The sequence below is a fragment of the Actinoallomurus rhizosphaericola genome, from assembly GCF_024055675.1.
GTDB lineage: Bacteria > Actinomycetota > Actinomycetes > Streptosporangiales > Streptosporangiaceae > Actinoallomurus > Actinoallomurus soli.
On record NZ_JAMXMW010000032.1, the window covers coordinates 63850 to 80571 of the forward strand.

The following is a 16722-nucleotide window of genomic DNA, read 5'->3' on the forward strand; positions in this document are numbered from 1 at the left end:
GAAAAAAGCCGCCTCCCTCCGTACGGAGGAAGGCGGCCGAACACCGGGGGCCGGACGCCGGCGGCTACCAGTCGCCGGGGAGGCGGCCGCCGTACCAGCGTTCGATGAGCTGGCGGGCGATCGAGACCCGGCCGGGCAGCAGGATCTCCCCCGCCTCCGTCGCGGCCTTCAGCTCCTCGCGGGTGTACCACCGGGCGTTGCGGATCTCCTCCTCATCGGCGTGCAGCTCCTGCCCGGGATCCGCCGTCGCGACGAAGCCGAGCATGAGGCTGCGCGGCAGCGGCCACGGCTGACTGCCGAGATACCGGCAGTCGCGCACGGTGATGCCGACCTCCTCGTGCACCTCACGCGCGACCGCCTGCTCCAGGGACTCCCCGGGCTCGACGAACCCGGCGAGGATCGACACGCGGTTCTCCGGCCACCGGAACCCGCTGGCCAGCAGGATCCGCTCACCGTCGTGCACCAGCATGATCACGGCCGGGTCCGTGCGCGGGAAGTGCTCCGAGCCGTCCACCGTGCAGATCCGGGTGTGCCCCGCCGACGCGAGGGTCGTCAGGGCGCCGCAGCGCGGGCAGTGGGTGTGCGTCGCGTGCCAGTTCTGCAGACCGACGGCCTGGGTGAGCAGCCCGGCGTCGCGATCGCTCAGCGCGGCCCCGACCGTCCGCAGGTCACCGGGCTCCGTGCCCTCGACCGCGGGCAGCGGGGCGGACACCGCGAAGTAGGCGACCCCGTCCTCGTCGGCGCCGAGGAGGTACCGCTCGCCCTCCGGGGCCTCCTCCCGGCCCAGCAGCACGAGGGCGGGGCCGGGCCGGACCAGCGCCTTTCCCCGCTCGACCACCAGGACACGGGTGCGCGGGTCGTCCCACGCCGAGGCCAGCCAGGCCTCGTCGCGGCGGCGCTCCCCCATCCGGTCGAGCGTGCCGCGGGAGAGCGCCAGCCAGTCCAGCGCCTCGTAGGCTTCCGTCACGTCAGGCCCTTTCCAGAGGCTCGCAGCGTCTACAGACTCTTCTACCGGCTCGCGCCTACAATCCGGCGGCGAACTCGTCCCAGAGGTACGCGGCGGTCTCCGCGCCCTTGAGCAGCAGCGGCATGTCGACCTTCTCGTTCGGCGCGTGGATCTGGTCCTCGTCCAGCCCGACGCCGAGGAACACGAGCGGCGCCTCCAGGATGTCGGTCAGGTCGGCCTCCGGGCCGCTGCCGCCCTCGCGGGTGAACAGGACCTCGGTGTCGAAGGCCTTCTCCATCGCGCGCTTGGCGGCCTGCACGCCCGGCGAGTCGATCGGCGAGAAGCACGGCCGGACGCCGGGGCCGGGGATCCGGACCTCCGCGCGGATGCCCGGCGGCGTCCGCTCGGCGACGTACTTGCGGACCGCGTCCTGCACCTGCTCCGGCTCCTGCCCGGCGACGAGCCGGAACGACAGCTTGGCGTGCGCCTCACGCGGCACGATCGTCTTGCCGCCGGGACCGGTGTGGCCGCCCCACATCCCGTTGACCTCGGCGGTCGGCCGCGCCCAGACACGCTCCAGTGTGGTGAAGCCCTCCTCGCCGTACGCGGCGCCGCTCTCCCCGGCCGTCTCGAGCCACTTCTCCTCGTCGAAGGGGAACTTGGCGAACATCGCCCGCTCCTCCTCCGTCAGCTCCACGATCCCGTCGTAGAAGCCGTCGAGCGTGACCCGGCCCCGCTCGTCGTGCAGACCGGCGAGCAGCTCCGCCATGGCGTGCAGCGGGTTGGGCACCGCGCCGCCGAACGAGCCGGAGTGCAGGTCGATCGACGGGCCGTACAGCGAGATCTCCGCCTCGGTCAGCCCGCGCATGCCGGTGCACATCGACGGCACGTCGGCCGCCCACATCGTCGTGTCGCTGACGACGATCGCGTCGCAGGCCAGGCGGTCCTTGTTGGCCCGCAGGAGGTCGGCGAAGTGCGGCGAGCCGGACTCCTCCTCGCCCTCGATCAGCATCTTGACGGTGACCGGCGGGGCGGTGCGGCCGCTCGCCGCGAGGTTCGCCTTCAGGCCGAGCGTGTGGAAGAACACCTGGCCCTTGTCGTCGGACGCGCCACGGCCGATGAGCTGCTCGCCCTTCTCGAACGGCACGAACGGCGCGGTCTCCCACTCGTCGAGGGGCTCGACCGGCTGGACGTCATGGTGCCCGTACACGACCACTCTCGGCGCGGCCGGATCCTCGGCCGGCCACTCGGCGAACACCGCGGGCAGACCGTCGGTCTCCCAGATCTCCACGGTGGGGAAGCCGGTCTCGCGCAGGTGCGCGGCCAGCCACTCCGCGGAGCGCCGTACGTCGTCGCGCCGTCCGGGATCGCCGGAGATCGACGGAATGGCCAGCCACTCCTTCAGCGCGTCGAAGAACCCGCTCGCGTTGGCATCGATGTAGTCGCGTACGTCCATGAGCAGCCTTCTCACAGGGGAAACATCCTCTGGCACTCTAGTCCGATGACCGTGCTCATCGATCGCCCCCTGTGGCCCGCCCGTGGTCGGCTCTGGTCGCACATGGTCAGCGACGCCTCGTACGAGGAACTGCACGCGTTCGCCGACCGGCTCGGCGTGCCGCGCCGGGCGTTCGACCGGGACCACTACGACGTGCCGGCGGAGGTGTACGACGCGGCGGTCGCCCTGGGCGCGGACCCGGTCGGCTCCCAGGAGCTGGTCGCCCGCCTGACGGCGGCCGGCCTCCGCCGCCGCAAGCGCTCACGCCCGCAGCGGTCAACGGCACGCCCCATCACCGCCGAGGATCGTCGTCGCTGACGGCACCACGATCCTCGGCACTACCGCGGCATCCTCAACCGTTCAGGGCCGCTCACCGTGGCCAGTTGGCGCCGCCCAGGAGCATCAGTTCCGTCTCCAGGTTGTGGCGGGCGGTCGGCTCCCAGCGTTCGCGGGCCGAGGCCGTACGGAACAAGGACGGGGCGTTCAGCAGGGTGCGCAGGATGTCGGCGCGGCCCTGCCGGAACACCTCGTCCGGGACCTCGGCGTACTCCTCGCGCACGGCGGCGGCGTACGCGGCGTAGCGCTCCGGGTCGGCGGCCAGGATGGCCAGGTCCGCGTCGCTCAGGACGGCGGCGTTGCGGTCTCCCGGCTCCGGGTCGTGCGCCGCGGTCATCCGGACCAGCCGGGCGACCTCCGCGACGGTCTCGGGCGGCAGGTCGGTGTCGGCCAGCATCCGCTCGGCGAGGACGGCGCTGCGCTCCTCGTTGTCGGCACGCAGCGGCTGGTAGACGGCATCGTGGAACCACGCCGCCAGGCGCACCGCCTCCACGTCGTCGGCCTCGCCGGCCAGCTCGTCGATCCGGTCGAGGACCTCGGCGAGGTGGGCGGCGTCATGGTAGCGGCGGTGCGGCTCCTCGTAGCGGCGGATCAGCTCGGCGCCGAGGACCTCCGGACCGGGCCACCGGGCGAGCAGGCTCATCAGAGGGCCCTCGCGGTCCAGCGCCCGCCGGTCTTGTCGATGGTGATGGGGTGGTCGAAGCAGGCGCTGATCCGTTCGGTGGTCAGCACGTCGTCGGCGGCGCCCGAGGCCAGCACCTTGCCCTGGCGCAGCAGGATCGCGTGGGTGGTGCTGGCGGGCAGCTCCTCCAGGTGGTGCGTGACGAGGACGCTGGTCAGCGACGGCTGGGCGCGGCGGAGCTGGTCGATGGCGGACAGCAGCTGCTCGCGGGCGGCGACGTCCAGGCCGGTGGCTGGCTCGTCGAGCAGGAGAAGGCGCGGCCGGGGCATGAGGGCCCGGGCGATGAGCGTACGCCCGCGTTCGCCGTGCGAGAGGGTCGGCCACCGGGCGTCACGGCGGTGGCCGAGGCCGAGCAGCTCGATGAGCTCCTCGGCGTGGTCCATCTGTTCGGGCGTGGGCTTCCAGTGCGGCACCAGCTCGATCGAGCCGGTCGCGCCGGTGAGCACGACCTCGTGCACCATGCGGCCGGACCGCAGCGGGTGGTGCGGGTTGACGTGGCCGATCCCGGCGCGCAGGTCGCGGACGTCGACCCGGCCGAGCCGGTGGCCGAGGATCTCCACCTGCCCGCTCGTCGGGTGCTGGTAGGCGCCGACGAGGCTGAGGAGCGTGGACTTTCCGGCGCCGTTCGCGCCGAGCAGCGCCCAGTGCTCGCCCTCGCGGACGGTGAGTGACACGTCGTCGAGCAGCGCCCGGCCGTCCCGGACGAAGCGCACGTCTTCCACACGCAGTACAGGAGTCATCGCCAGACGAGCGTACGGCACCCCGCGGCGCGCCGTGGGCGCGGTCGGGCGCGCGGCGCGCGGCGCACGGGGAGCGCGGCTTCGTCTGGGTCCGCGCACGACACACGGGGCACGGCTGTTGCGTCCGGCGGCCGGTCACGCCACTATGGTCACTCGCAACTTAGGTAAGCCTAACCTGACCCCACGGGAGACTCGTGCGGCTCTACATCGTCGCGGGCAAGCGGACCGACTCCGTGACCCACGGCTTCCTGCCCGCGGCCGCCTCGCTCGGCCTCGACGTGACGTTGCTCACCGACCGGCCGTGGCCGGAGGAGACGGTCCAGTGCGACGTCACCGACTTCCGGGCGATCATCGACGAGATCTCCCGGCGCGAGGCCCCCGCGGCGATCTTCTCCAACAGCGACCACCTGCAGGCGCCCACCGCGCTGGCCGCCGCGTACTTCGGGCTGCCGGGCAAGGACTGGCGGGCCGCGCTGCGGACCAAGAACAAGGCGCTCATGCGCCGCGCGCTGGGCGGCGTCTTCGCGGTCGAACTCCTGCCCGGTCAGGAGTCGCCCGCCCTCGCCGACGCGCCGTACCCGCTGGTCGTCAAGCCGCGCGAGGGCGTCGCCAGCGAGGACGTCTTCCTCGTACGGGACGCGGCCGAGCTCGCCGCACGCTGCCGCGAGATCTGGTCGCGGCGGCCGGGCGCCCTCGTCGCCGAGGAGTACCTCCCCGGCGACCTGCACACCCTGGAGACGCTGAACGGCCGCGTCCTCGGCTCCTTCCGCACGACGCTGTCCCCACCGCCGCACTTCGTCGAGGAGCGTCTGGACTGGGCGCCGCCGCCCTGCGCCGACCAGGTCCTGGACGCGCTGGAACGGCTCGGGGTCGGGTTCGGCGCCTGCCACACCGAGTACCTCGTGCACGAGGGCCGCGCGCGCCTCGTCGAGGTGAACTACCGGATCATCGGCGACCACTGCGACTTCCTGCTCGGCGAACTCCTCGGCGTGCCGATCTTCGAGTGGGTCCTCCGCGCCCACCTCGGAGAGCCGCTGCCGGAGCCGCCGGCCGCCACCGGTCACGCGGCGGTCGACTCGGTGCTCGCCGACCGCTCCGGCACGCTGACCGCCGCGCCGGAGCGCCACGAGTACGCGGACGAGGGCGTCCGGGTCGCCTACTGGCCGGTCCGCTCGGCCGGGGACGTCATCGCCCTCACCCGGACGAACCGCGACTACCTCGGCACGGTCCGCGCCATCGGCCCGGACACGGCCCGTGTCGACGCCGCGATCCGGCGGTTCCGCGCGCGGAACCGCTGGGAGATCACCCCGTGAGCCGCACGCCGGCCCTCGCCTCCCCGCGGCTGGACGAGGCGTACCTCGCCGCGCGGGTCCTCGACGCCCTGCTGCGCGAGGACTACGGCGGGCTGTCCCGCCACGTCGACGGCGACCGGCTGACCCTGCCCGGCGGCCGGGTCGTCGCACTCGCGTCACGGGACGGCGGGTGGGGACGGTATCCGGGGTTCCTCGCCGAGCGGGTCCTGGCGGACACCGTCGGGCTGGAGGAGGTGCTCGGCGTCGTACGGGCGCTGGCCGACCCGCGTGACGCCGTCGCGGCGTTCGACCGCGAGTGCCGGGAGACGCTGCGCGCGCTGCGCCTCCATGAGGCGGTACGCCCGCGGCCGTCCGGCCCCACCCGGTACGACGCCCTCGCCGCCGCGCTGGACCACCCCGTCTATCCGACCGCGCGGTGCCGCCTGGGCCTGGACGAGCGGGACCTGCTGGCGTACGCGCCCGAGTTCGGGCCGTCGTTCCCGCTCGCGTGGACCGGCGTGCGCGGATCCCACCGCCACGGCGACCGCCCCGCCTGGTGGCCCGACCCCGGCGACCTCGGACTGCCCGCCGGGCACGACGTGTTCCCCGTGCATCCGCTGACCGCACGCCTGGTCCCCACCGTGCCCGGCCCGGCCGTGACCGTACGGCCGACGCTGTCGATGCGGACGGTCGCGATCGACGCCCGCGAACACCTGAAGCTCCCGCTGCCGACCAGCACGCTCGGCCTGCGCAACCGCAGGGTGATCGTCCCCGGCACGCTCTCCGACGGCGCGCTCGTCGAGCGCCTGCTGCGCGCGATCGTCGAACGGGAGCGCGTCCCGGTGCTGCTCGCCGACGAGCAGACGTACGGCCACGCGGACGACCCGCTGCTCGGGTACCTCGTGCGCCGGCTGCCGGCCGACGGCGTCCCGGTCGCGGCGCTGCTCGCGCGGACGCCGGAGGGGCCGTACGTCATCGAGGAGCTGACCGACGACGTCGCGGCGTTCTTCGGGGCGTACCTCGCCGTGCTGTTCGACTGGAACGTCCTGCTCGCCGCGCGCTACGGCATCGCGCTGGAGGCCCACCAGCAGAACGTCTCGATCGTTCCCGGCGACCCACCGCACCTGATGATCAAAGACAACGACGGGGCGCTCATCGACCTGGGACGGCTCGCCCGCGCGCTCGGCCGGGCGCCGGACGCCGCGGAGTTCGCCGACCCACGCCTCGTCACGACCGACCCGGAGGCCCTGGCCCGGGTGTTCGTCACGATCACGGTGCACCTGTGCGCCGGGGCGCTCGCCTTCGGGCTCGCCGAACGCGGGCTCCTCGGCCTGGACACGGGACTGGGCCTCGTCCGCGACCGGCTCGACGCCGCGCTCGACGCGTACGACGACGGGTTCCTGCGGGCGCGCACCCTCGACGCCGACCGGCTGCCCGTCAAGGCCATGGTCACCGCCGGGACGCTGGTCGACAAGCAGCGCACCGGCGCCCAGGACATCAACAAGCATTACGGCCCGCCCGGCCCGAACTACCTCAAGAGGTCGACCACGTGACATCCCTCGCCCGGACCGAGCCCCCTCCCGAGGTCGGCCACGTGAGGTCCCGCGCCCCCTTCGCCGGAGGACGGGTCGACCCGGACGCGGCCACGGCCCTCGCCCTGCTGAACTGCGCGGTACGCGAGCTGTGCGCGCCCGAGCAGCAGGTACGGGTCGCCGACGGGCACCTCGTGGCCCGGCTGCCGCGCGTCGGCGTCACGCTGCGCGCCCGCCTGCGCCGCCCGCCGCTGATGAGCCCCCGGCTGGCCGGGCCGATCGAGGAACACCGCGGCGGCTGGACGGCCGTGGACTGGCGGCGCCTCACCGACCTGATCGCCGGCGAACTGGAGCTGACGACCGGGACGGTGAACCCGGAGTTCGCCGCGCAGGTGGCGGCCAGCCGCGACGCCATGGAGCTGATCGGCCGGCGGCGCCGGGCGGGTGACGCGGACCCGTTCCTGGCGTCCGAGCAGTCGCTGGTCGCCGGGCACCGGTTCCATCCCTCCCCCAAGGCCCGGCAGGGCGCCGACTGGCCCGCGTACGCCCCGGAGCTCGGCGCCCGCTTCCCGCTGCGCTGGCTGGCCGTCCGGGCGGACGCGGTCGTCGAGGAGGGCGACGTCTCCGTCCTGGACCGGCTCGGCCCGCCCGTCCGCGACGGCTACCGCGTCCTGCCCGCGCATCCGTGGCAGCTGGACCTGCTCCGCCCGGAGTCCGACGCCATCGTCGACCTGGGACCGTACGGCCCGGAGGCCGTTCCGACGTCCTCCGTCCGCACGGTGTACGTGCCGGACGCGTTCCTGAAGTTCAGCCTCGACGTCCGCATCACCAACTGCGTGCGCAAGAACGCCTGGTACGAGCTGTCCGGCGCGGTCGCGCTGACGCGGGCGCTGCGGCCGGTGTTCGACGAACTCGCCTGCGCGCTGCTGGCCGAGCCCGGCTACCGGACGGTGTCCGTCGGCGGCACGCGCCTGCGCGAGGGCCTCGGGGTCATCGTCCGCGAAGGCGTCCGCGGCCTGCCCGGCACTCCCCTGCTGGCCGCCGCCATCGCCGACCCGGACGGCGCCGGCCCGGCCGCCGCGTCCCGGCTCCTCGGCGACGACGCCGCGCCCGAGCGGGTGCTGGCCTGGTGGGACGCCTACGTGGGGCATGTGGTGCCGCCGGTCCTGCACGCCTACCTGCGGTACGGCGTCGTCCTCGAACCGCACCTGCAGAACGTCCTCATCGCGGTCGACGACGAGGGCACGCCGGTGCGGGCGGTGTTCCGCGACCTGGAGGGCACCAAGCTGCTGCCCGGACCGTGGGAGTCGTTCCTCGCGGACCTGCCCGGCCCCGTCGCGAGCGCCCTCACGTACGACCCGGAGCGCGGCTGGAACCGCGTCGTCTACTGCCTGTTCGTCAACCACCTGGCCGAGGTCGCCGCCACCCTCGCCGACCGCCACCCGTCGCTGGAGCCCGCGCTGTGGCGCGCCGTCCGGCGGCACGTGGTCCGCTGCGCCGGGGACACGCCGGCGGACACGGACGGCGCCGCGCGGCTGCGGGCCCTGCTGGCCGGGGTCCCGCTGCCCGCCAAGGCGAACCTGCGCACCCGGTGGGCCCGCGACCCCGACCGGCAGGCGGCCTATGTCCCGGTGCCCAACCCGCTCGCCGAGGACCTCGCGTGACCGGCCAGCCTCCCGAGGGAGAACCAGAGGACGCCGTTCGGGGGGAAGGGCGGGAACACGACGTGCCTGAGCAAGGGGCGGAACACGCCGCGCCTGGGGAAGGACGGGGACGCTGCGCGCCTGGGGAAGGGTGGGAGTGCGCCGCGCCTGGGGAAGGGTGGGAGTGCGCCGCGCCTGGGGAAGGGGCGGAACGCGCCGCGCCTGGGGAAGGGGCGGAACGCGCCGCGCCGGCGCCGCTCCCGGAGGGGGTGCGGGAACGCGCTCTGTCGGCGCCACTGCCCGCCTACGTCTACGACCTGGCCGGGCTGCGGGCACACGCCGCGTCGGTCCGGGCCGCGATCCCGGTGGAGCTCTACTACGCGGCGAAGGCCAACCCCGATCCGCGCCTGCTGGCCGCGCTCGCCCCGTACGTCGACGGGGTCGAGGTCTCCTCCGGCGGCGAGCTCGCCCACGTACGCGAAACCCTGCCCGGGGTCCGTACGGCGTTCGGCGGGCCGGGCAAGACCGACGATGAGCTGGCGGCGGCCGTCGGCGGCCGACCGCCGGTCCACCGGCTTCACGTGGAGAGCCCGCAGGAGCTGCGGCGCCTCGCCGCGCTGCGCCGGGAGACGGACGTGCTGCTGCGGATCAACCTGCCGGTCGCGATCAGCGGCGCCGCCCTGCGGATGAGCGGCCCCTTCGGCATGGACCCCGAAGCCCTCGGCGCCTGCCTGGACCTGCTGGAGCGGGCGCCCTGGGTCCGGCTGCGCGGCCTGCACGCGCACCTGGCCTCCGGGCTGGCGGCCGAGCCGCTGCTGGAGGTCGCCGCTCAGGTCCTCGGGTGGGCGCGGACCTGGATGGAGGGACCGAAGGAGGTCACCCTGGGCGGCGGCATGGCCGTCGACTACGGCGCCCCCGACGCCCGTTTCGACTGGGCGGCGTACGGCGCGGGGCTGGCGTCGCTGCGCCGGGACGAGGAGACCCTGCGGATCGAACCCGGCCGCGCGCTGACCGCCTACTGCGGGTGGTACGTCACGGACGTGCTGGACGTGAAGCGGTCCCACGGCGAGTGGTACGCCGTGCTGCGCGGTGGCACCCATCACCTGCGGACCCCGGTGACGAAGGGCCACGACCAGCCGTTCACGGTGCTGCCCGCGGGAGGCGAGCCCTCGGGAGGCGGGCCGGCGTGCGGCGGACCGGTGGCGAGCGGGCCGGTGACGCTCGTCGGGCAGTTGTGCACGCCGAAGGACGTGTTCGCCCGGCAGGTGCCGGTGGACCGGCTCGCCGTCGGCGACGTGGTGGCCTTCGCCCTCGCCGGCGCGTACGCCTGGAACATCTCCCACCACGATTTCCTGATGCACCCGAAACCGGCCTTCGCCTACATCGACCTTTGATCGCGGCGGAGATATCCTCGGAGGATATCGAGCCCCCCGACATCCGACGACGGTTGTCGCTTCAGGGGGCGGTATGCAGTCGATATGCCTGTGCATGATCGTGAAAGACGAGGCGAAGGTCATCGAGCGCTGCCTTCGTTCCGTACGCGACCTCATCGACCATTGGGTCATCTCCGACACCGGGTCCACCGACGGGACACAGGAACTGATCCGCGAGACGCTCGACGGGATTCCCGGTGAACTGCTCCAGGAGGACTGGGTCGACTTCGGGCACAATCGCACGCTGAACATCCAGCAGGCGTACGGCAAGGCCGACTATCTCCTCCTCATCGACGCGGACATGGTCGTACGGCGTGACGGCGACCTTCCGGAATTGACCGCTGATTCCTATATGTTGCGTCACTCCGGCGAGCTGGAATACCGCATCAAGCGTCTCGTCAGAGGCGACATCAAGTGGTATTACGTGGGTTCGACGCATGAGTACCTGACCACCGACGATCGGGATAACGCGGTCAACCTCGACGCTCTCATCATCGACCATTTCGCCGACGGCGGTTCGCGCGGCGACAAGTTCGAGCGGGACGCACGCCTCCTCCGCGCGGAGCTCGACCGCGATCCCGGCAATTCCCGCGCGGTCTTCTACCTCGCGCAGACGATGCGCGACATGGGCGACGTACGGGCGGCACTGGACCTCTACGAGCGGCGCGCCGCGATGAACGACTGGCCGGAGGAGGTCTATTACTCCCTGCTCCAGGCCGGGATCCTCCGGGCCGAGACCGGTGACTGGCCCGGGGCCATGGACGCCCTGGTGCGCGCGTGGGAGTTCCGGCCGGGGCGGCTGGAGGCGTGCTACGAACTGGCCTCGCGTCTGCGCCAGATGGAGCGCCACCAGGCCGCGTACGCGTTCGCCCGCGCCGGCCTGAACCGCCGCGAGCCCGACGACTGGCTGTTCGTCCAGCCGTGGGTCTATCGCTGGGGGCTGCTGTTCGAGTACTCCATCGCCGCGTACTGGGTCGGTGACGTGCGGGGCTCGCTGGAGGCGTGCGACCGGCTGCTGGCCATGCCGGAGCTCCCCGACGCCTTCCGGGAGCAGACCCGCGCTAACCGGGGATACGCCGTCCGCGCACTCGCCGAGACACGCCGTTGAGGCATCACTATCGGGGTGGACTTATATAAGTCGACACTGATACTTTCCCGGCGTGCATGCGTTCGATGTGCTCGGGGATCCCGTTCGCCGCAGGATCCTCGAGCTCCTCGCCGACGGGGAGATGACCTCCGGCGCGGTCTGCGCCGTGATCCGTGCGGAGTTCGGCATCTCCCAGCCGGCGGTCTCCCAGCACCTGAAGGTGCTGCGCGACTCCGGCTTCGCCACGGTGCGCCCGGACGGCGCCCGGCGCCTCTACGCGGTGAACTCCGACCCCCTCCAGGAGGTCGACGCCTGGCTCGACCGGTTCCGGCGCTTCTGGACGCCGCCCCTCGAAGCCCTGGCGACGGAGCTCGCCCGCGGCAGGCGCGAGCGCCGCCGCCGGACCGATGACGGGCCCCACCCGGAAGAAGGGAAACCCTGATGGACGTCACCCACCAGATCAACTCGGTCCGCCGGAAGGTCGGCAGCCGCATGATGGAGGCGGGCGAGGCGCGCACCGTCACCATCGCCCAGACCTACGCCGCACCGATCGAGGACGTGTGGGACGCCTGCACCGACCCCGAGCGCATCCCACGCTGGTTCCTGCCCGTCTCGGGCGACCTGCGCCTCGGCGGCCGGTACCAGCTCGAAGGGAACGCCGGCGGCACGATCGAGCGCTGCGATCCGCCGAATGCGTTCGCGGCGACGTGGGAGTTCGCCGGGCAGGTCAGCTGGATCGAGGTACGGCTGACCGCCGAGTCCGAGAACAGCACGCGCTTCGAGCTCGAGCACATCGCGCACGTCGACGACCACTGGGATCAGTTCGGGCCGGGCGCGGTGGGGGTCGGCTGGGACGGGGCCCTCCTGGGCCTGGCCGGCCACCTCACCTCCGATCCCGGGGCCATCGACCCGGCGCAGGCCATGGCCTGGGCCCGGTCCGAGGAGGGCCGGCGGTTCTGGGCGCTCAGCAGCGAGCGCTGGTGCGAGGCGAACCTCGCGGCCGGCGCCGACGAGACCTGGGCACGCGCCGCGGCCGACCGGACGACCGCCGCCTACACCACCCCGCCGCAGCCTGCGGACTCCTGAGCGCCCACCCCGATCACACCGTCCTCCTCGGCCGGTTGCCCGGTACGAGCAGCAGGCCGAGGATGATGGGCAATGTGGCCAGAATGCCGAGGTGGTAGGCCACGTCGCCGGTACGGGTGCTGTTCAGCGTGATGGTCAGCCCGTAGCCGGTTCCCAGGAGCGCGAACGATGTCGCTCCCACCGCGATCCCCCTGCTCTTCGTTGTGAAAGATTCACGCCTCCCGCAGGCGCTGACCTGTGTGAACTCCGGTCGGAACCTGACTCGGTTGACGCTCCGGGGACGCCGTCTCCACGATGACCAGCACACGCACCTCGGTCCGCCGGCGTGATCGGGGATCCTCCGCCCCCTTCCGGTATCGACGCGGTTGCACTTCGGAGTTCCTTCACGGAAAGGACGGGTAATGCGCGTTCACCCTTGGCGTGACGGCCGCTGGAAGGCGGCCATCGCCACGACGGCCGTCGCCTGCGCGACCGTCACGGCCACTCTGATCACCGGGAGCGCCCGGGCCGGCACATTGTCCGGCACCCTCTACCGCGACCCGACCACGCAGGTCGTCCGTTGGGTCGAGGCCAACCCCAACGACGCGCGTACCCCCGTCATCCGCGACAAGATCGCCAGCCAGTCGCAGGCCCACTGGCTGTCGGCGTTCAATCCCAGCACGGTGACCTCCGAGGTCTCCGGCGTGGTCAACGCCGCGAGCTCCGCGAACCAGATCCCCGTGCTCTCGGTGTACGAGATCCCCAACCGCGACTGCGGCGGCGCGAGCGCCGGTGGCGCGCCCGACTTCACCCAGTACCAGCAGTGGATCTCCAACTTCGCCCAGGGCCTCGGCGGCCGGACGGTCATCATCACTCTGGAGACCGACGCGCTCGCCCTGCAGACCTGCCTGAGCGGCTCCGACGTCGCGGCTCGCGACCAGGCGATCTCCCAGGCCGTACAGACGATCAAGAGGGCCGACGCGAACGCCAAGGTCTATCTCGACGGCGGCCACTCGGCGTGGAACTCCGCCAGCGAGCAGGGAAGCCGCCTGAAGGCCGCGGGCGTCCAGTACGCCGACGGCTTCTTCACCAACGTGTCGAACTTCCAGCCGCTGTCGAACGAGGCGGCGTACGGCCGGTCGATCATCTCCTACCTGCAGTCCCAGGGCATTTCCGGCAAGCACCAGATCATCGACACCAGCCGTAACGGCGGTTCCGTCGGCGCGCAGGGCGACTGGTGCGGCGATGACAACACCGACCACCGCATCGGCAACTACCCGACCCTGAACACCGGCGACCAGAACATCGACGGCTACCTGTGGATCAAACCGCCGGGCGAAGCCGACGGATGCGTCTACCCGGCCGGGAACTTCGTTCCCGACCTCGCCTACAACCTCGCCAGCTCGGCCCCCAACCCGCCGGACTCGCCCACGCCGACCCCCACGCCCACGCCGACCCCCACTCCGCCGACGGGTGGCGGCGCCTGCACGGCGGCCTACCAGACGATGAGCTCCTGGCAGGGCGGCTTCCAAGGCCAGATCTCCGTCACCGCCGGAAGCTCGGCGATCAAGAGCTGGAAGCTGACCTTCTCGCTGCCCAGCGGCGTCTCGATCAACCAGCTCTGGAACGGCACGCTGACCACCAGCGGATCCACCGCCACCGTCACCAACGTGTCGTGGAACGGCAACCTCGCAGCGGGGGCCTCCGCGCAGGTCGGCTTCACCGCCACCGGCAACGCGTCCTCCCTCACCCCCACCTGCACCGCATCCTGAACCGCGCGCCCGATGGTCCGGCCCGCACCCGAGGGTGCGGGCCGGACCATCGCCCCACGGGGGGGAAGCCGCTGGTGAGCCGCCCTTTCGGTTAGGGTCGACAGAGAGACGGCGCGCGTCCGGCCACTGCCTGGACGCCCGGAACGGCGGCCGTCGGCGCCGCCCGACGGTCCGCAAGGCACCAGATCCCGTCAAGGGAGCCGGTCATGCTCTCAGAACGATCGCGGCCCATCATCGCGGCGACGCTCCCGGTGGTCGCCGAGCACATCGGTGAGATCGCCCAGCGCTTCTACGAGCACCTGTTCCGGGTGCATCCCGACCTCCTGGACGGCACCTTCAACCGGGGCAACCAGGCCAACGGGGAGCAGCAGCTGGCCCTGGCCGGTTCGGTCGCGGCGTACGCCACCAAACTGATCGAGACGCCGGAGCGGACGCCGGAGCACCTGCTCTCCCGGATCGCGCACAAGCACGCGTCCCTCGGCATCCGCCCCGGTCAGTACCAGATCGTCAACGATCACCTGATGTGGGCGATCGCCGATGTCCTCGGCGAGGCCGTCACCCTGGAGGTCGCCGCGGCCTGGAACGAGGTCTACTGGCTCATGGCCCACAGCCTCATCCACGAGGAGCGTGGCCTGTACGGCGCGCGGGGGGTCACGCCCGAGACCGTGTGGCGGCCATGGGAGGTCGAGAAGAAGTTCCAGGAGACCCAGGACGTCGTCACCTTCGTGGTCAAGCGGATCGACGACCGTCTGGTGAAGACCTCACTCCCCGGCCAGTACGTCACGGTGCGGATGCGGATGCCGGACGGGATCCTCCAGCCCCGCCAGTACAGCCTGACGAGGGCCGACGACGGATGCCACCGCCAGTTCTCGGTGAAGCGGGTCCAGGCCGCCGACGGGAGGCCGGCCGGTGAGATGTCGACGCTGCTGCACGACTCGGTGGGGGTGGGCGACGTCCTGACGCTGTCCCTCCCGTACGGGAACGTCGTGCTCGACGACTCCGGACGGCCGGTGATCTTCGCCTCGGCGGGGATCGGGATCACCCCGATGGCCGGAATGCTCTCCCACCTCGAGAAGGCCGAGTCCAGGCTGCCCATCACGATGCTCCACGCCGACCTGGAGGAGGCCACGTTCCCCCTGCGCCGCCAAGTGGTGAGTGACATCGTCGAGCTGCCGCACGCCGAGCTGTACGTCTGGTACGAGAAGGGCGCCCACAGCATCGAACCGGTGAACGGCGTCTTCGACGGGACCATGGACCTCTCGGCGGTCGAGCTGCCGCAGAACGCGATCTACTACCTGTGCGGCCCACTGCCGTTCATGCGCGCGCTGCGGAGTTCGCTCCTCACGCGAGGCGTCGTCCCCGACGACATTCACTACGAGGTCTTCGGCCCCGATCTCTGGCAGGCCGACCTGGACTAGCCCGCCCGCGCTAGGGCCGGCCGTCGTCGCCGAAGTCGGGTACGTCGGCGGCCAGCAGGTGCTCGGTGCCGCCTTCGAGGATCTTCGCCGTCTCGATCGAGCGGGGGAGCATGGTCTTCTCATAGATGTGGATGGCGTCGTCGACGGTGGCCGCGTTCGCGAGGGCGACGGCGAGGTCACTGGCGTCGAGCATGGCGAGGTTGACGCCGACGCCGAGCGGGGGCATGAGGTGGGCGGCGTCGCCGAGCAGGGTCACCGTCGGGTCGTGCTCCCAGGCGTGCGGGACCGGCAGGGCGAAGATCGGGCGGTCGACGTACGGACCGTCGTTGTCGGTGATCATTTGGCGCATGCGGGGCGACCAGCCGGCGTACTCGTCGAGCAGCAGCGTGCGGATGCCGTCGGTGTCGTCGGCGGCCAGGCCGCGTGCGGTCATCCAGCCGACCGGCACCCGCCGGATGAGGTAGACGCGGATGTGGTTCCCGCCGTTGCGCTGGGCGAACAGGCCGCGAACGCCGTCGGCCGCGGCGGCGCTGCCCGGCCCGACCAGCTCGGCGATGTCGGCGTGCCGGTTCTCCACGTCGGAGAACCATGCCTCCAGGAAGCTCACCCCGGTGTACTCGGGGACGGCGGGAGACACGGCCGGGCGTACCCGGGAGAAGGCGCCGTCGGCGCCGATGACCAGATCGGTCTCGACGGTCGTGCCGTCGGCGAAGTGCAACCGGCGCGGCCCGTCGGCGGGTCCGCTGATCGTGTCGAGGGCGCGGCCCCAGTGCACGGTTCCCGGTTCGAGGGAGTCGAGCAGCAGGTCGCGCAGCAGACCGCGGTCGATCTCCGGCTTGAAGAGTTCGTCGGCCTCCGGGACGTTGTGGGCCAGGATCATGCCGGTCGGGTCCATCTGGCGCATCTCCTGCCCCTCGGGACGGGCCAGTCTGAAGAACTCGTCGAGCAGGCCGGCTTCGCGCAGGGCGAGCTGGCCGTTGTCGGCGTGCAGGTCGAGGGTGCCGCCCTGGTCGCGCGCGTCGGGACCCGGGTCGCGGTCGTAGACGGTGACCGCCAGGCCGCGCTGCTGGAGGATGCGGGCGCAGGTCAGCCCACCGGGCCCGGCGCCGATGACACTGATCCTGGCGCGGGCGGGTGCCGGGGAGTTCATGGTCGTCCTACCTTTCAAGTGTGGTTGCTCTGGTCGTTCGTAAGATCGGAGGGCCCTGGGGCTCCGGGCATGGCTGTCATGGTGGAGACCACTCGATGGCTTAAGGAACTTGGCCACCCGGAGCCCCGCGA

At 72.3% G+C, this 16722-nt stretch carries 16 protein-coding genes; 10 read left to right on the top strand and 6 right to left on the bottom strand.

Annotated elements, in window-relative coordinates; genetic code table 11:
• Window positions 1-64: 64 nt before the first annotated feature.
• Together nudC and NE234_RS42035 are read right to left on the bottom strand one after the other, a co-directional pair.
• On the bottom strand, window positions 65-907 hold the full coding sequence (gene nudC, locus NE234_RS42030) for an NAD(+) diphosphatase (RefSeq protein ID WP_252786772.1): 843 nt from the start codon (window positions 905-907) through the stop codon (window positions 65-67).
• Window positions 908-1022: 115 nt separating this feature from the next.
• A complete protein-coding gene (locus tag NE234_RS42035) occupies window positions 1023-2402 on the bottom strand; it encodes a dipeptidase (RefSeq protein ID WP_252786773.1) in 1380 nt (459 codons plus the stop codon).
• A gap of 45 nt (window positions 2403-2447) precedes the next feature.
• On the opposite strand from NE234_RS42035, the gene NE234_RS42040 reads away from it, so the two are divergent.
• Window positions 2448-2759 (top strand): DUF4031 domain-containing protein, encoded by a 312-nt coding sequence (locus NE234_RS42040; protein WP_252786756.1) that lies wholly within the window; start codon window positions 2448-2450, stop codon window positions 2757-2759.
• A 52-nt stretch (window positions 2760-2811) separates the two neighbouring features.
• Here NE234_RS42040 and NE234_RS42045 read toward each other — a convergent pair whose 3' ends face one another.
• Complete coding sequence (locus tag NE234_RS42045) at window positions 2812-3420, bottom strand: HD domain-containing protein (RefSeq protein ID WP_252786757.1); 609 nt, start codon at window positions 3418-3420, stop codon at window positions 2812-2814.
• On the bottom strand, window positions 3420-4199 hold the full coding sequence (locus NE234_RS42050) for an ABC transporter ATP-binding protein (RefSeq protein ID WP_252786758.1): 780 nt from the start codon (window positions 4197-4199) through the stop codon (window positions 3420-3422). The genes NE234_RS42045 and NE234_RS42050 overlap by 1 nt, the downstream gene beginning before the upstream one ends.
• Before the next feature lie 194 nt (window positions 4200-4393).
• Here NE234_RS42050 and NE234_RS42055 point away from each other — a divergent pair, with 194 nt between their 5' ends.
• The 7 genes from NE234_RS42055 to NE234_RS42085 all read left to right on the top strand — a co-directional run bounded on the left by NE234_RS42055 (window position 4394) and on the right by NE234_RS42085 (window position 12272).
• Window positions 4394-5512 carry an ATP-grasp domain-containing protein gene (locus NE234_RS42055; RefSeq protein ID WP_252786759.1) on the top strand — a complete coding sequence of 373 codons (1119 nt, stop codon included), beginning with the start codon at window positions 4394-4396 and terminating at the stop codon, window positions 5510-5512.
• Window positions 5509-7044, top strand: a complete 1536-nt coding sequence (locus NE234_RS42060; protein ID WP_252786760.1) for an IucA/IucC family protein — start codon at window positions 5509-5511, stop codon at window positions 7042-7044. The genes NE234_RS42055 and NE234_RS42060 overlap by 4 nt, the downstream gene beginning before the upstream one ends.
• Window positions 7041-8687, top strand: coding sequence for an IucA/IucC family protein (locus NE234_RS42065; RefSeq protein ID WP_252786761.1), 1647 nt, complete (start codon window positions 7041-7043; stop codon window positions 8685-8687). Before NE234_RS42060 ends, NE234_RS42065 begins: the two co-directional genes overlap by 4 nt.
• Window positions 8688-8935: 248 nt before the next feature.
• Window positions 8936-10060 (top strand): type III PLP-dependent enzyme, encoded by a 1125-nt coding sequence (locus NE234_RS42070; RefSeq protein ID WP_252786762.1) that lies wholly within the window; start codon window positions 8936-8938, stop codon window positions 10058-10060.
• Window positions 10061-10154: 94 nt separating this feature from the next.
• Window positions 10155-11207 carry a glycosyltransferase gene (locus NE234_RS42075; RefSeq protein ID WP_252786763.1) on the top strand — a complete coding sequence of 351 codons (1053 nt, stop codon included), beginning with the start codon at window positions 10155-10157 and terminating at the stop codon, window positions 11205-11207.
• A gap of 52 nt (window positions 11208-11259) precedes the next feature.
• Window positions 11260-11628 (top strand): ArsR/SmtB family transcription factor, encoded by a 369-nt coding sequence (locus NE234_RS42080; RefSeq protein WP_252786764.1) that lies wholly within the window; start codon window positions 11260-11262, stop codon window positions 11626-11628.
• Window positions 11628-12272, top strand: a complete 645-nt coding sequence (locus NE234_RS42085; protein WP_252786765.1) for an SRPBCC family protein — start codon at window positions 11628-11630, stop codon at window positions 12270-12272. The genes NE234_RS42080 and NE234_RS42085 overlap by 1 nt, the downstream gene beginning before the upstream one ends.
• Before the next feature lie 13 nt (window positions 12273-12285).
• Here NE234_RS42085 and NE234_RS42090 read toward each other — a convergent pair whose 3' ends face one another.
• Window positions 12286-12453 (bottom strand): hypothetical protein, encoded by a 168-nt coding sequence (locus NE234_RS42090; protein WP_252786766.1) that lies wholly within the window; start codon window positions 12451-12453, stop codon window positions 12286-12288.
• A gap of 220 nt (window positions 12454-12673) precedes the next feature.
• On the opposite strand from NE234_RS42090, the gene NE234_RS42095 reads away from it, so the two are divergent.
• Both NE234_RS42095 and NE234_RS42100 read left to right on the top strand, forming a co-directional pair.
• A complete protein-coding gene (locus NE234_RS42095) occupies window positions 12674-14023 on the top strand; it encodes a glycoside hydrolase family 6 protein (RefSeq protein ID WP_252786767.1) in 1350 nt (449 codons plus the stop codon).
• Between the two features lie 206 nt (window positions 14024-14229).
• Window positions 14230-15441, top strand: coding sequence for a globin domain-containing protein (locus tag NE234_RS42100; protein ID WP_252786768.1), 1212 nt, complete (start codon window positions 14230-14232; stop codon window positions 15439-15441).
• Between the two features lie 10 nt (window positions 15442-15451).
• Here NE234_RS42100 and NE234_RS42105 read toward each other — a convergent pair whose 3' ends face one another.
• The gene (locus tag NE234_RS42105; RefSeq protein WP_252786769.1) at window positions 15452-16591 is read right to left on the bottom strand and encodes an FAD-dependent oxidoreductase; all 1140 of its coding nucleotides are present in this window, start codon (window positions 16589-16591) and stop codon (window positions 15452-15454) included.
• Window positions 16592-16722 lie beyond the last annotated feature (131 nt).

Bases quoted from the DNA above. Each gene is read 5' to 3' on its own strand.
- nudC (WP_252786772.1), bottom strand. From the start codon at position 907: ATGGGGGAGCGCCGCCGCGACGAGGCCTGGCTGGCCTCGGCGTGGGAC.
- NE234_RS42035 (WP_252786773.1), bottom strand. From the start codon at position 2,402: ATGGACGTACGCGACTACATCGATGCCAACGCGAGCGGGTTCTTCGAC.
- NE234_RS42040 (WP_252786756.1), top strand. From the start codon at position 2,448: ATGACCGTGCTCATCGATCGCCCCCTGTGGCCCGCCCGTGGTCGGCTC.
- NE234_RS42045 (WP_252786757.1), bottom strand. From the start codon at position 3,420: ATGAGCCTGCTCGCCCGGTGGCCCGGTCCGGAGGTCCTCGGCGCCGAG.
- NE234_RS42050 (WP_252786758.1), bottom strand. From the start codon at position 4,199: ATGACTCCTGTACTGCGTGTGGAAGACGTGCGCTTCGTCCGGGACGGC.
- NE234_RS42075 (WP_252786763.1), top strand. From the start codon at position 10,155: ATGATCGTGAAAGACGAGGCGAAGGTCATCGAGCGCTGCCTTCGTTCC.
- NE234_RS42085 (WP_252786765.1), top strand. From the start codon at position 11,628: ATGGACGTCACCCACCAGATCAACTCGGTCCGCCGGAAGGTCGGCAGC.
- NE234_RS42095 (WP_252786767.1), top strand. From the start codon at position 12,674: ATGCGCGTTCACCCTTGGCGTGACGGCCGCTGGAAGGCGGCCATCGCC.
- NE234_RS42100 (WP_252786768.1), top strand. From the start codon at position 14,230: ATGCTCTCAGAACGATCGCGGCCCATCATCGCGGCGACGCTCCCGGTG.
- NE234_RS42105 (WP_252786769.1), bottom strand. From the start codon at position 16,591: ATGAACTCCCCGGCACCCGCCCGCGCCAGGATCAGTGTCATCGGCGCC.